12 protein-coding genes and 1 pseudogene are annotated in these 12972 nt (G+C 40.0%); 8 read left to right on the top strand and 5 right to left on the bottom strand.

The window, feature by feature from the left end:
* On the bottom strand, nt 1-566 hold a 566-nt coding region (locus tag QOS01_RS09425; RefSeq protein ID WP_283622131.1), incomplete at its 3' end, for an IS30 family transposase.
* Between the two features lie 329 nt (nt 567-895).
* Between QOS01_RS09425 and QOS01_RS09420 the strand changes: the two genes are divergently transcribed.
* From QOS01_RS09420 to QOS01_RS09385, 8 genes are all read left to right on the top strand, one after another.
* A complete protein-coding gene (locus QOS01_RS09420; RefSeq protein WP_283622130.1) occupies nt 896-1483 on the top strand; it encodes a site-specific integrase in 588 nt (195 codons plus the stop codon).
* 147 nt (nt 1484-1630) lie between these two features.
* Nucleotides 1631-1993 (top strand): type II toxin-antitoxin system RelE/ParE family toxin, encoded by a 363-nt coding sequence (locus tag QOS01_RS09415; RefSeq protein WP_085650477.1) that lies wholly within the window; start codon nt 1631-1633, stop codon nt 1991-1993.
* Between the two features lie 2 nt (nt 1994-1995).
* Complete coding sequence (locus QOS01_RS09410; protein WP_012390396.1) at nt 1996-2271, top strand: helix-turn-helix domain-containing protein; 276 nt, start codon at nt 1996-1998, stop codon at nt 2269-2271.
* Between the two features lie 38 nt (nt 2272-2309).
* Nucleotides 2310-2705 carry a replication protein gene (locus tag QOS01_RS09405; RefSeq protein ID WP_182589785.1) on the top strand — a complete coding sequence of 132 codons (396 nt, stop codon included), beginning with the start codon at nt 2310-2312 and terminating at the stop codon, nt 2703-2705.
* 295 nt (nt 2706-3000) lie between these two features.
* Entirely contained in the window at nt 3001-5103 is a 2103-nt protein-coding gene (locus tag QOS01_RS09400) for a coiled-coil domain-containing protein (RefSeq protein ID WP_326521106.1), read from the top strand.
* A gap of 2012 nt (nt 5104-7115) precedes the next feature.
* Nucleotides 7116-7934: a ParA family protein gene (locus QOS01_RS09395; RefSeq protein ID WP_283622128.1), complete on the top strand. Its 819-nt coding sequence runs from the start codon at nt 7116-7118 to the stop codon at nt 7932-7934.
* Nucleotides 7934-8254 carry a DUF5388 domain-containing protein gene (locus QOS01_RS09390; RefSeq protein WP_283622127.1) on the top strand — a complete coding sequence of 107 codons (321 nt, stop codon included), beginning with the start codon at nt 7934-7936 and terminating at the stop codon, nt 8252-8254. Before QOS01_RS09395 ends, QOS01_RS09390 begins: the two co-directional genes overlap by 1 nt.
* A gap of 711 nt (nt 8255-8965) precedes the next feature.
* Nucleotides 8966-9160 (top strand): hypothetical protein, encoded by a 195-nt coding sequence (locus QOS01_RS09385; RefSeq protein ID WP_225358160.1) that lies wholly within the window; start codon nt 8966-8968, stop codon nt 9158-9160.
* Nucleotides 9161-9335: 175 nt separating this feature from the next.
* On the opposite strand, the gene QOS01_RS09380 is transcribed toward QOS01_RS09385, so the two are convergent.
* From QOS01_RS09380 to QOS01_RS09365, 4 genes and pseudogenes are all read right to left on the bottom strand, one after another.
* Nucleotides 9336-10325 carry a bile acid:sodium symporter family protein gene (locus tag QOS01_RS09380; RefSeq protein WP_283622126.1) on the bottom strand — a complete coding sequence of 330 codons (990 nt, stop codon included), beginning with the start codon at nt 10323-10325 and terminating at the stop codon, nt 9336-9338.
* Nucleotides 10326-10347: 22 nt separating this feature from the next.
* Nucleotides 10348-10674, bottom strand: coding sequence for a metal-sulfur cluster assembly factor (locus tag QOS01_RS09375; protein WP_085649829.1), 327 nt, complete (start codon nt 10672-10674; stop codon nt 10348-10350).
* Nucleotides 10675-10691: 17 nt separating this feature from the next.
* Complete coding sequence (ilvD, locus tag QOS01_RS09370; RefSeq protein ID WP_085649828.1) at nt 10692-12446, bottom strand: dihydroxy-acid dehydratase; 1755 nt, start codon at nt 12444-12446, stop codon at nt 10692-10694.
* Between the two features lie 301 nt (nt 12447-12747).
* Nucleotides 12748-12972, bottom strand: a pseudogene (locus QOS01_RS09365) (IS30 family transposase); the annotation flags it as partial.

The raw sequence follows: 12972 nt of genomic DNA, 5'->3' as shown, positions 1-12972 counted from the left end.
CGTTTAACGATAGTAAGGCGACTCTTGCGTTCGACAAACGTAGCTACTGCTTGACCTTTGCGCTTACCAGATAAAACCGTATCAGCTTCAAAATGACCTGCAATATTACGATCAGAAGCTTCAGCTGGACGATCTTCAATCGAACGACCATGACTAAAAGTACCACGAGTTTCTTTAGCCCGCTTACGGCGAATACCATGATCTGGTAAGTCAGTTAAGCTAATCTCTAAGAGGCCTTGATCAACCCAGTTATAGATAGTCTTATAGGCGATCATAACCACATGGGCTACTTGTTCAATTGACCATTTTTGGACCTTGATCTTTTCTTCGATTAGTCGTTTGAGGTTAACCGTTAATGAGCATTTCCGGCCACGATAACTAAGTTTAGTTTCGTGGTCGGCTTGCGCACTAGTCGCATGGTATTCACCCTTTAACCGGTGAATTTCATTAAAGATAGTAGTCTTACTAAAGCCCAAGTAATCAGCGATATATCGAAGAGATCGCTTTTCATGACGAAGCGTTTCGATGACAATGCGGTCTTCAAATGATAAAATAGTGGTGCCCATAAAGGTCCTTCTTTCTAATGGAATGTTGTGACGACACCATTAAAGACCTTTATGGGTTTTTCTGTCCACTAAAATGTTCAACTTAAATTTTACAATCTGCCTTTTAAATGAATTTTGTATTATTCACTTTATTCCTCCCATATATAACAACGAATGGGAAACTAAAAAGTAAAGATTAATTTTCATTGTTTTTAAAGTAGGGTCTATTTTTAATAAATAACCCCTAAAGAATGTTGCTATGTCAAGCCCCTGTATTCTACAATCAGAATATAGGGGCTTTTAATTTATATATACAAAAAGTAGCCCCTAAATAAGGAGCAAAAATTACTATGAAACAGCTTGTATTACCCATCAAAGATACCAACGTCCTCCACGAAGTTGAAGATACTTTACTCCATAATTTTCGTGAAGGACGCCGGAATTACACAATTTTCCAGGTTGGCAAGGCAACGTTACTCCGAGTGTCCGATTTATTAGCTCTCAGACGCAATGAAATCTTCAATAACGATGGGACTATCGCTAAAAATGCTTATATTCGGGATAAAAAGACCGGAAAACCCAATACTTTGTACCTAAAACCAGTTAAACAAGACCTAAAAGACTATTTTCAGTGGCTAAACCAACAAAATCTCCACTCAGATTGGCTTTTTCCATCGACTAAACACCCCGATCGGCACATCACTGAAAAACAGTTTTACAAAATCATGGCTAAAACTGGCGATTTACTTGGGATTAACTACCTCGGTACTCACACAATGAGAAAAACTGGGGCTTACCGGGTCTACACACAAACTCATTACAATATCGGTTTAGTGATGTCGCTGCTTAATCATTCCTCAGAAGCCATGACCTTAAAATATTTAGGTCTGGATCAAGTCAGCCGAGAACAAATGCTCGATGAAGTTAAGTTCGATTAAGCACTCCCCCCCAAAAAAAATTCACTCGTTAATCAGGTTAGGTTTAGTCATAAACCGTTCTGATTAACGAGTCCAGCAAGCGAAGCACGGTAGTTGTTCTAGATAGCATATATTGATAATTGATACAATATATGCTATCATTAGGGCATGGAAGATTTAGAATTTGAATTTTATACTCGCCCTAATGGCCATACTGAATTTGCAGAATATTTAGATAGTCTTGACGTTAAAGCTAAAGCAAAGTTATTAGCACGGATTAACATGGTCGCAACTTATGGACTTAGTGCTGGAATTCAACATAACTGGGTTAAGCCACTGGAGAAGAACCTCTATGAAATTCGCTCTCGGGTTAGTAATAATCAACAACGTGGCCTTTATTTTCACGTTGATGGCGTTCACTACGTTATTACCCATGGCTTTACTAAGAAAACCCAGAAAACACCGCCACGAGAAATTAATCATGCTAAGAAATTACGTGACGAATACTTTGCCAACCAAAAGGAGCAATAATTATGAGCAACATTAATTTTAAAGACTACTTAAATGAACAATTAAAGGATCCGGCATTTAAAAAGGAATTTGAAAACGAAACAACTAAGTTAGAGAGTGCCATTGCATTAACTAAGGTTAGAAAAGAATCAGGCCTTTCTCAACGAGATCTAGCTACTGTTTCTGATGTTCCTCAATCAACAATTGCACGAATTGAAAGCGGCGCTAACACCAGTATTGATACTTTAACCAAAATTGCTAACGCTTTGGGCAAGAGATTGACTGTTAACTTCTCATAATAGTTAATCTAATTACTTAATAGAAAGAAGTTTTTATCATGATGTCCCCTAAATCAATTGCCCGTTGGCAAGAACTTAAAGCCAAAAAACTGAGTGGTCGTACTGTTCCTGAAGATATGGAGTATAAGAAGCTCCAGATGAAACATAACGCTGATGTTTTAGCCTTAAACGAACTAAAATGGAAAGCGGAATTGGCCGAAGCTATGCTAACTTCGGCCAGCAATAATGATGACTTAATGCAACGCTTAAACAGCATTATTAATTCGCAAATTGGTGATGATCAAAAGCCATTTGCGAAAAAAGATTTGCATGATTTTGTGACTGCATTTGTGGCTAAAATAAAACAAGAGCAGCAGGAACAAAGTCACGCAAAACCATTGGGAAAGAATCCATTACATGATAATGAATTTCCCAATGGGAACAATCCAGATTAACTAAATGTTAAAGCTGGATTGTAAAAAATTCCCTTTGCCAAAAGGCATTGGGAATTTTTTATTTTGGCGTTACCTTTTAATGAAAAAGGTAACATTTACTTTTTGAATGTAATCTCAAAAAGTAAATAAATAGTTATTAGGAAATGTGTTCCTAATTCCCTCGGAAGAGCGACCGACAAAATGGGGTTACTCCATTTTGACTAGGGAGCTAGTAAATTGGATAAGTTAACCACTTTACTTATTACCGAATATGTTACAATGATGGTAGCAAAACTACGATATGGGTGATGATAATATGTCGATTAAATGCACGGTAACAACTGACTTACAAACCAAGGATAAGAACGGTTATTCTGGCATTCAAAAGCACGTTGAACATGATGAAAAGATTAATCACACTAACCAAGATATTGTGTTCAGCGAAACTCAATTTAATCAATATGATAAATCTCCGAAAACACGAGCAGCAATCGACCAATGGAACGATGAACATTTTAAAGACTATGTTGAGGAACACGATAAACACCAACGAGAAAAGGGCCACGCAGAACGGCAATACGGCAGTGTTAAAAATTACCTCAAACGGAAAAAGAAAGCGACCGCTGTATTGACCATCGGCAATATGGAAGTTCAAAGCAAATTGATGCAACAATTCTGTCCTAAGGCTTCCTATCAGGAAGAAAAGTTGCCGGACGGTACTACACACTTAGTTTTCAAATTAAAAGGCCAAAATAACCAACCAATTCCAGAAAATATTGCGGTTGCCAAGCAGTTTTATGATTGCTTTAATCGGGCCTTAATTTATGCTACTAACAATAATGTCGGCTGGTCATTTAAAAATAAACCACGAGTTAATGTTGGCGATTATTTACATCGAGGACGCTACGCCACCAATAACGATGAAATGGGTATCTCTCACATTCATTATGAGTTAGCTACCTTTGGCATGACTAGAGGCGGTAAAAAGCGAGCCGCTCACGTGACTAATTCACTCAATCAGGCCTTAGTAAGTCTCCATCACGCCGTTACAGGTAAATACTGTTCTGGACGTGACGCTACAAAATGGTTTAGGGCTAACATGGACCAATTCGCCCTAAAATGCCTCGAAGATGAACTACACAAGACTTACAAAGTGCCGCAAAATAAAAAAATCCTCGATTTTGAGCGCAAAACCAAGGAAGATAAGACCGTACAAACTGGGCTTTCCATGGAACAGTTAAAAGCCCAACATCAAGAAATCGCAAAACATCAAAAAACAGTTAAGTCATTACAAGACCAAGCTGATAACTTAACTAATCAAAATAACGATGTTCAATCACAAGTAGCGACCGTCACTCAGAACCTAAAGGGCATCTACAAAGCCACCACAGGCCACCAGGCGGTCGATAAAGACGGTAACGACCTTTCACCCCTAGAAATGGCAAACGGTATTACAAAGGCTGCTAAAGACTCTCAGAAGGATAAACAGCAAGCCGAACAGGACGCCGACGCAGCCCAAGAAAAGCAAACAGCCGCCGAAAATCAACAAAAGCAATTGGACCAACAATTAACTCATCAACGGCAGCAATTACGAACCCTGCAAAACCAGATTAATGACGCTGACGAACAGATTAAGCAGCGCAAGCTCCAGCGTATCAAAGCCGCTCAACAAGAAATTGACCAAAACGACTTACTCGATAATAACGATCAACCAATTACAGTAACCGAAGCTAATGTAACCCAAATGGAACAGGAATTAGATTCCTGGCGTCAAGAAGAGCGAGATAATTGGAAAACAGATAAACAAGACTATCAAGATGAACTTGATAACCTAAACCAAGAGATAACTACTGCCCGTACTACCAAGACTGAATTATCAACTACCAACCAACAATTAACCACCCAGAATCAGCAACTCCAGAATGAAAATACAACCGTACAAAACCAAATTAACGACTACAAAAACCAATTAGTCGATACCATTGCCGAAAATGCCCCTGAACACAAAGTTGACTCATCATTACTAAAGCCAAATGAAAAAGCTCAAGCGGTTATTACCAACACCGGACGACAGCAACATTTACGCCAGCCACTTAAATACCTGATGGACACCGTTACCGAAGTCCTACAAAAAGTCAAAACCGAAGCTACCAAGTTCATTGACCATGTTGTCAAAATCCTAATAGCTCCTAACGGTGATCAGTCACCTAAAAATCTACAAAGCCGAGAACTAGATCCATCAAGCATCACAGCCTCAGACAAGCCAATTGACCATCTCAAAGAGAAACAATTACAAAACGACCCTGCCGTTAAACTAAAAAAAGCTATCCTGTCCGCCAATAGCGAACAACTACAAAAGGTTGACCAGCAAGTCAAACAATCACTTAAACAACAAGTCGAAGATGACATTGAATATTAATAATCAGTACTACACTGCATCAAAATAAAACGTAATACATGCACAATATACACACTAATTTTCGACCAAAAACTGCAACAACAGTCATAAACCTAGCAAATAAAGCTACTTAAACATTAATCATAGAGACAGATACTACATCTAATACAAAACAGGTCTAGTACCATACCCACCCATCCTTAACTTTCACTAAAGGAAGAGCAAGCTTCTGCAAGAAACTTGCTCCAGCTTGCTCTCTCGATACCTAGCCTGTCTGTGGCTAAAGTATCAAGAGAGCAATGCTCTCTCAGTCAACCCCAGAGTATTAATGGTCAATTGACAATAGAACATTATCAACTCACTATTAACACTCTAGCAGACAGTTTAAGCGCACTCCGCCCTTGCCCCTTGCTATTCCTCTCTATATCCCTGTTAGGCGGGCGGTTTTTTGTTTCTAATCATCGTCTTACAATTGCGATTTTCGGCGATAAACACGTTAAAACTCGCGGTAATAGAAGGGTTGTCCGTAGCATTTTCGAAGCTTCCGGCCACTCTTTTAGTGCCGTGTGATAAGCACTGGGATTGGCGTTCCCATGGTTGTTAACTACAATTCCTACACGTCCAAGGAATCACGAGCGATTTCGAGATGCGACTACGATGCAGAGCTGCTGCTGGCGAGTTTACCGGGTGCGACCCAAAAGAAAAACCAACTAGCGATTAACTAGTCGGCTCTCGTTACTTTTAGGGTTTAATTTCAGTGATAGTTTTGTAGTGTTATATCTTGAAATATCTATCTATTTCCTCTACAATAATTGTATTAAAGAAATAGACAACCCCGGTTTAACTACTTGGTCTAGTTAATCGGTAGCTCGTTAAAGTACGCCAATACTTTAACGGGCTTTTTCTTTACTCTGATTATTCAATTAGTAAACATTAAATTGCTTACTCGTTAAGTATAAACGTATTAAGCCATAAATAGCAACAACAATTATATGCTAGAAGTAGCAAAAGATTTCGATATCAATAGTTTCAATTCAGCAAGAAGGTCGGAAGATTGTCGGATATACGCTTGATATTACGCCGATTAAGACAACCGTAGCACTTTAACGCTTATTTTCGATTAGGCAAATAAAATAAACAAACAGCAATAAACACAAAAGCTAAATAAAAAAGGACAGACTCCAGCTTAACACCCAAGGAACAGCCAACCGTCAGGTTCATTCATTAACAGCCTAATCGTGGCTAATCGTTGTTAATGAATATGATTCGAAACAGCGAAAAAGTGATTACTGCTCAATTAACTAACTAATAGCTACTTAACTCAGCAGTTAATCACTTGAAAGACTATTTAAGCGCATCTTGCCCTTGCTCCTTATATTTACTCACTAACCCAGTTAGTCGGGGGGTTCTTTTCTGTCATCAACCTTTGAATTAGAAAGGTATTATTATGAGAAACCATTAGACTCACATTCAATATAAGGACAGTCTTTAGCATTTCCAAGACTTCCAGCCACGTCTTTAGTCCTGTGCGATAAGGACAAGGTTTAGCATACCTATGATGTTAACTACGGGTCTGGCGCGTCTCCAGTCCCACGGACGCTTTCGGGATACTACCACGGTGCAGAGTCACTGCTTTTGAGTTTACCGGTCGTGAACCAAAAGAAAAAGTACATAACCAATTAAGGCTATGCACTTAGTTTTCGGGCTAAATTCCAATTTCAATTGCTTGAATTTATAAGCCATTCCACGTATACTTTATATGTAAATGAAATGACAACCCCGATTAGCTAATGTGACTAGCTTTAATCGGTAGCTCGTTGAAGTATTGGCGTACTTCAGCGGGCTTTTTCTTTTACTCTTAAATTATTTTATTAACTGTACTTATCATCACACATATTGACGATTAATACAATAGTTTTTAAAACACGTATATATGTACATATACATATATATTTATATACACATATATGGTTGAAGAGTTTATTGATAAAAGGTATGATAATACTGAGATTAAGAGCTAGGAGGACCCAAAAATGGATACTTGTGTAATGTCTTTTTGCAATCAAAAAGGTGGGGTAGGTAAGAGTTCTACTACCGCATTAGTCAGCTATAATCTCGCTAAAATGGGATACAAATGTTTAACAATTGATTTTGACCCTCAAGCTAATTTGACTTCGCTTTTCATTAAAACAAAGTCCACACAAAATTCTGGTGTTATCTCAATTAAGACCTCATTAATGACAGCAATTAAAAACAATATTGATCTCTCAAAAATAACTATTCCAATTATTGATAATCTTGATTTGGTTCCTAACGCTTCAGATTTCTTCCTTTACTCACGTTTCCTTGAGAATATGTTTAATAATGAAATGGATCGGGTCCAGTATTTAGCTAATAAGATAAAAACTGACTTACAAAATAAGTATGACTTTATTTTTATCGATGTTCCACCAACATTTGGATTAGCTAATGACTCAGCCTTCTATGCTTGTGATCAACTAGTTATTGTTTTACAAACTCAAGAACGTGCACTTGATGGAGCCCAAGTTTTAGTCAAATATCTCCAGTCAAACCTAATTGACGAGTTTCATTCAAATGTTGACATTCTTGGTATCCTCCCTGTACTTTCCAAAAGAAACGCACAAGTTGATACCGAAATCTTAAATTCCGCTATTCAAGAATTTGGACAAGAAAATATTTTTAGTAACCATATTATGACTATGGAACGCGTTAAAAGAATGGATATAACTGGAATCACCGATGGTAAAAACGATATTTGGGATAAGAGGACTCATCAAGCGTACATAAACGTTGCTAAAGAAATCCTCGAACGACTAGGAGTAAAAGCATAATGTCACTACTTCAACATAATAAAAAGTTATCAGACAAAGTTAGTATACAAGCAAAGAATCAAGTTACTCGTGATGAAATCGTGCCCCAGACTCAATCAGTAACATTCATACGTAATTTACGAGTTGATAATCATATTACCAATCAAGTTGCTGCATTAATTAATCTGGGTATAGCAGAGAATACCAAGCAATTAATAAGCGACATGGTACAATCTCGTATTAATCAACTAAACAAAGAAGACCAAAATCGATTACAAAAGATAATACAAGCACTAGAAATGAAAGACTTTTATACAGTCCAAAGTAAAGTAAAAAAATAATACACATTTCTACACATATTAACTTATTAATTAAAAACGCCTGCCGCACGCGACAGACGCTGGTTTATTCTGCTGAAGTGCTAAAGCAGGTGCTTCAACAGCTTAACAAGAAGCTTAATCAGTTTTTTCAGTTGCTTCTTTGAGAGCGGCAACAATACAAACACAAGAATGCAATAATGCATTGGGAAGAACCTCCTTCCCGCACAATTGAGTGTGTGATTAAGACACTCTGATGTGCTTTATTATTGTATCATATGCTTATTTCAGTTATAATGAATTTACAAACACAAGAATGCTGGTGTGCAAATTGGATCAGCTGATTACTTATCCGAGCCGGCGGGGCATCTGAAAAGATGCTCTTTTTTATTATCTAGTCATTTTTGCAAATCCAGACATAATAATGCTCCTAATTAGCTGTATCAATATTCTTTAGAGACAATTTATCACAAACAGCCCCTAATGATAAACTGTAAAAATAGTCGTTTTAATTGTATAAGTTTTAATTGTATAAATGGTAAAAACGTATCTTATTTAACGAAAAAAAACAAAAAAGCAACGTGAAATAATGAATAGTAAATTAAACGTGTAAGTTTGCTATGATGAAAAAGTAAAAAAGAGGAGGAGAAAACCTAAAAATCTCTTATTTAACTGCTCTCGTCTTCTTTATTGTCGCCGTACTAGTTGCCAATCTATAACAGGAGGTGCGGACTAATGGCAAATCTTTTAAACTACTTCCGGCGATGCTGGAACTATATTATCCATCACCGTTGGTCTAAGGACATCCTCCGGGCCAACCTCTTCTATATCTTTCTTGTGGTCGTGTACAACCTCTGCCACTTCTCCCTCGCCGTCATCCATTGGCACATCTTTAACCAGTTCTTCTGGCGAACCTCTGCCTCTTCTTAAAGCTCAGCCTCGACATCTTAGATCGCCTTCTCCGTCAAAGATAACACCTGACGAGCGCTTATCAAGATTGAAACTGAGTAAGATAATAAGGCCACGACATTTTTCCGTGTCGTGGCCTTATTTGATTTACTATTTAACTTTTTCGGTGATACCGTAACCTGTCTTTGCCTTGTTACTAATTCGTCGCCTTTTGGGCATTTTGATTTTCGTAATTCTGAACCATTTCCTCCAGACTCTCGGCAGTATGATTCTTCCACCAAGACGAAAGAACAGATCCTGAGATATTGTGCCAGATACTGAAGAGGGTCGAAGCGATGGCAGCAGCTGGCGAGAAGTAAGTCAAGGCTAGCGTTGCCCCTAGGCTAGAATCCTGCATCCCAACCTCAAAAGTAAGGGCCTTTTGTTGCGGTTGATGTAATCGGAGCACCCGTGAGAATAAGTAACCCAAAGTATAACCCAACAGATTATGCAACATAACTACCGGGATAACAACTGCTGTGGCCGCCGTAAATAGGTTGGCATGATTAGCTGAAACCACGGCCCCAATGATGGCAAGGATTGCAAGCTGGGAAACGATTGGTAGGAAGTCCAAAACTGTCGCCAGTCGTTTACCAAAGAAGGTATGAACTACTACCCCAAGAACGATAGGGAGAACCACAATTTCAAGCGTACTCATAAATAAACTCTGCGTTGGTACCTTAACGTACTGGCCAGCAAATAAGTATAGGATTGTTGGCAACATTACCGGGGCTAACAACGTTGATAAGGCCTCAATTGAAACATCCAAGGCAACATCCCCGCCGGCCAAGTAGGCCATAACACTTGAAGAGGTCCCACTAGGACAAGATCCTACTAAGATAACCCCGGCGGCCGTTGCGCCTTTCAACTGAAATACCAAACATAGCAGCCAGGCTAGACCCGGCATGATGACGTAGTGGGCAACCGTCCCCATCAGAACTGGAATAGGTTTTTCAACGATCCGTTTGAAGTCTTGACCTGTCAGGGTTAGCCCCATTCCAAAAAGAATTACTCCTAATAAATACTTAGTATTTGCAACAACTGGTGCTGAAAAGCTTGGTACAAAGTAGTTAAACACTGCCCATAAAACCACAAAAAGTGTGAACCATTTGCTTAACCACCTTCCAAATGAAACAACCTTCTTCATCTCTTTTTCCTCCTTTATGCTATTAACCGTGGTAGCCAAGCGCAATCTTGGCAAACCTACTCATGCGATCTGGTGTCCAGGCTGGTTCCCATACAACCTCGATTTGAACCTTCTTAACACCTTCTACCTTGCGTAGTGCTGAATCAATCATCTGTTGCAGCACGTCTGTGATGGGGCAGCCCATCGTTGTCAGGGTCATCCGGACCGTAACTACCCCCTCAGCGGTCATATCAACACCATAGATCAAACCAAGGTTAACCAGATCAATCCCCAGCTCTGGATCAATTACATCTTGCAAGGCTTTGATAATTTGGTCAGCAACTGGATCGCTTGTCTGCACATCCGTCATGGTCTACACCCCTTTTCTTACTTTAATTCATTAGCAACCTTAGATAATTGTTCATAGCCAACCATCACGCCTCCAGTATCAGCCGAGGTGACTAGTGCCTGGTACCGGGCCAGATAACCGTGCTTAACCTTTGGCTGGAATGGTGGCAGTGACTGCCGCCGTCTATCAAGTTCTTCCTCCGATACCAGCAAATCAACCGTCCGCTTAGTCAAATCAATATGAATGCGGTCACCATTTCTAACAAGCGCGATCTCGCCTCCAGAAGCGGCCTCTGGCGAAACGTGACCGATACAGATACCGTGAGTAGCTCCTGAGAATCGACCATCTGTGATCAGTGCTACGTCTTTTTCCAAGCCCCGACCAATAATGTCGGAAGTTGGATTCAACATTTCAGGCATTCCTGGACCTCCCTTAGGTCCCTCATACCGAATGACAACTACATCTCCTTTCTTAACGGTACCGTCATCAATCCCCTTAACGGCAGCATCGTGTGAGTCAAAGCAAACTGCTTTCCCGGTAAATTCCTTAATATCAGGATCAACCCCGGCAGCTTTGATAACCGAACCTTTTTTAGCAATATTACCGTACAATACTGACAAACCACCCACTGGCGAATACGCCTTGGCAACTGGTCGAATAACTTCCTCATTTTTTGAATAGTGGCCAGCTACATTTTCTCGAATCGTTTTGCCAGTTACCGTTGGTCGATCTGGATGGAAAACCTCTCCTCCCATCTCAATCAATTCATTCATAATTGCTGGCATCCCACCAGCATTATGAACGTCCTCCATCGTCCAGTGGGAGGATGGGGCAATTTTGGCGATATGCGGTGTTCGTTCGGCAATCTTGTTAATATCCTTCTCGGTATAATCAACTCCGGCCTCATGGGCAATCGCTAAACCATGGAGAACTGTGTTTGTAGAACCACCCATTGCCATATCGGCGGCATAAATATCATCAAAGGCCTCCTTGGTCATGACATCACGCGGCTTTAGGTTCTGCTTAACGACCTCAACAACCCGCCTTGCAGCCTGACGGACCAGTTCCTTTCGCTGTTCAGACACGGCTAGTGCCGTCCCATTAAATGGCAAGGCCATTCCCATTGCCTCCATCAGGCAGTTCATCGAGTTGGCGGTAAACATACCAGCACACGACCCACATGTTGGGCACGCGTTTTGTTCCATCTCCAGAAAATCAGCCTTGGAAATCTTGCCATCTTTAAAGGCTCCTACCGCTTCAAACATATTTGATAAAGTGATCGCCTTCCCATTAGGATCAAGTCCTGCTTTCATCGGGCCCCCAGAAACAAATACTGCGGGAACGTTGGTCCGGGCTGCTGCCATCAGCATCCCCGGCGTGATTTTGTCACAATTTGGCATAAACAATACTCCATCAAACCAATGCGCATTAATCACCGTTTCGGCGGAGTCCGCAATCAGTTCACGACTCGGGAGCGAGTAACGCATTCCAATGTGGCCCATCGCAATCCCATCATCAACACCAATCGTATTAAACTCGAATGGCACCCCGCCGGCTTTACGAATTTCTTCCTTAGCGATATCTGCTAATTCACGTAGATGAACATGCCCCGGGACGATTTCAATATAGGAGTTACAAACCGCGATGAATGGTTTATCCATGTCTTCAGGTCGCTTAATTCGACCAGTGGCATACAAGAGGCTTCGACCAGGTGCGCGGTCAACACCCTTAGTAATCTCATCGCTTCGTTTTTGAAGTTTATCGGCATCAAAAGAAAAGTTCAGTGTTCCCATCTATATCACCTCAATAAATGATTTCCCAGAGTAATTAGTGAAAAAGAAAACGGTCAACAGCTTTGACAGCTGTTGACCGTTAAAAGGATGGTCATCATCACTGCCCAGATCTAACTGATAATCTGGGCAACAAGAATTAGCGCCCAAATCACATAATGATAATGACGCTAATGACAATTAATGATTGTTGTGCTGATTGATGAGTCATTCTTTTTCTCCTTAAAATTAGAAAATTATTAAAATTAGATTAGTTTTAGGATAACATGGAAATTCGAAAAGTCAACTTTTATTTTCGTCATTTCTCATTACTACCACGTTCATGCGGAGAATAAGCATGTGCAAAGTACAACGGCACGCCGGTATTTTTCTCAATTGATTGGTAGTTGGCGAACTCTTTCCCGTGATCAACCGTCAGTGTCTTGAGATTAGTTCCTAATTGATTAGCTAACTCAAGGATAGCCTTAGTCATTGAAGTGCTATCTCGTCCATCAAGCCGTTTAACGATAGTAAGGCGACTCTTGCGTTC

It is taken from the genome of Limosilactobacillus avium (assembly GCF_947381485.1).
Classification (GTDB): Bacteria; Bacillota; Bacilli; order Lactobacillales; family Lactobacillaceae; genus Limosilactobacillus; species Limosilactobacillus avium.
The sequence above is the reverse complement of the archived record's forward strand: the minus strand, read 5'-3'. Positions and strand labels throughout refer to the sequence as shown.

What these genes read in the sequence shown, in the direction of transcription:
- QOS01_RS09390 (WP_283622127.1), top strand. Translation starts at nt 7,934, where the DNA reads ATGTCACTACTTCAACATAATAAAAAGTTATCAGACAAAGTTAGTATA.
- QOS01_RS09415 (WP_085650477.1), top strand. Translation starts at nt 1,631, where the DNA reads ATGGAAGATTTAGAATTTGAATTTTATACTCGCCCTAATGGCCATACT.
- QOS01_RS09405 (WP_182589785.1), top strand. Translation starts at nt 2,310, where the DNA reads ATGATGTCCCCTAAATCAATTGCCCGTTGGCAAGAACTTAAAGCCAAA.
- QOS01_RS09375 (WP_085649829.1), bottom strand. Translation starts at nt 10,674, where the DNA reads ATGACGGATGTGCAGACAAGCGATCCAGTTGCTGACCAAATTATCAAA.
- QOS01_RS09420 (WP_283622130.1), top strand. Translation starts at nt 896, where the DNA reads ATGAAACAGCTTGTATTACCCATCAAAGATACCAACGTCCTCCACGAA.
- QOS01_RS09400 (WP_326521106.1), top strand. Translation starts at nt 3,001, where the DNA reads ATGTCGATTAAATGCACGGTAACAACTGACTTACAAACCAAGGATAAG.
- ilvD (WP_085649828.1), bottom strand. Translation starts at nt 12,446, where the DNA reads ATGGGAACACTGAACTTTTCTTTTGATGCCGATAAACTTCAAAAACGA.
- QOS01_RS09410 (WP_012390396.1), top strand. Translation starts at nt 1,996, where the DNA reads ATGAGCAACATTAATTTTAAAGACTACTTAAATGAACAATTAAAGGAT.
- QOS01_RS09385 (WP_225358160.1), top strand. Translation starts at nt 8,966, where the DNA reads ATGGCAAATCTTTTAAACTACTTCCGGCGATGCTGGAACTATATTATC.
- QOS01_RS09395 (WP_283622128.1), top strand. Translation starts at nt 7,116, where the DNA reads ATGGATACTTGTGTAATGTCTTTTTGCAATCAAAAAGGTGGGGTAGGT.
- QOS01_RS09380 (WP_283622126.1), bottom strand. Translation starts at nt 10,325, where the DNA reads ATGAAGAAGGTTGTTTCATTTGGAAGGTGGTTAAGCAAATGGTTCACA.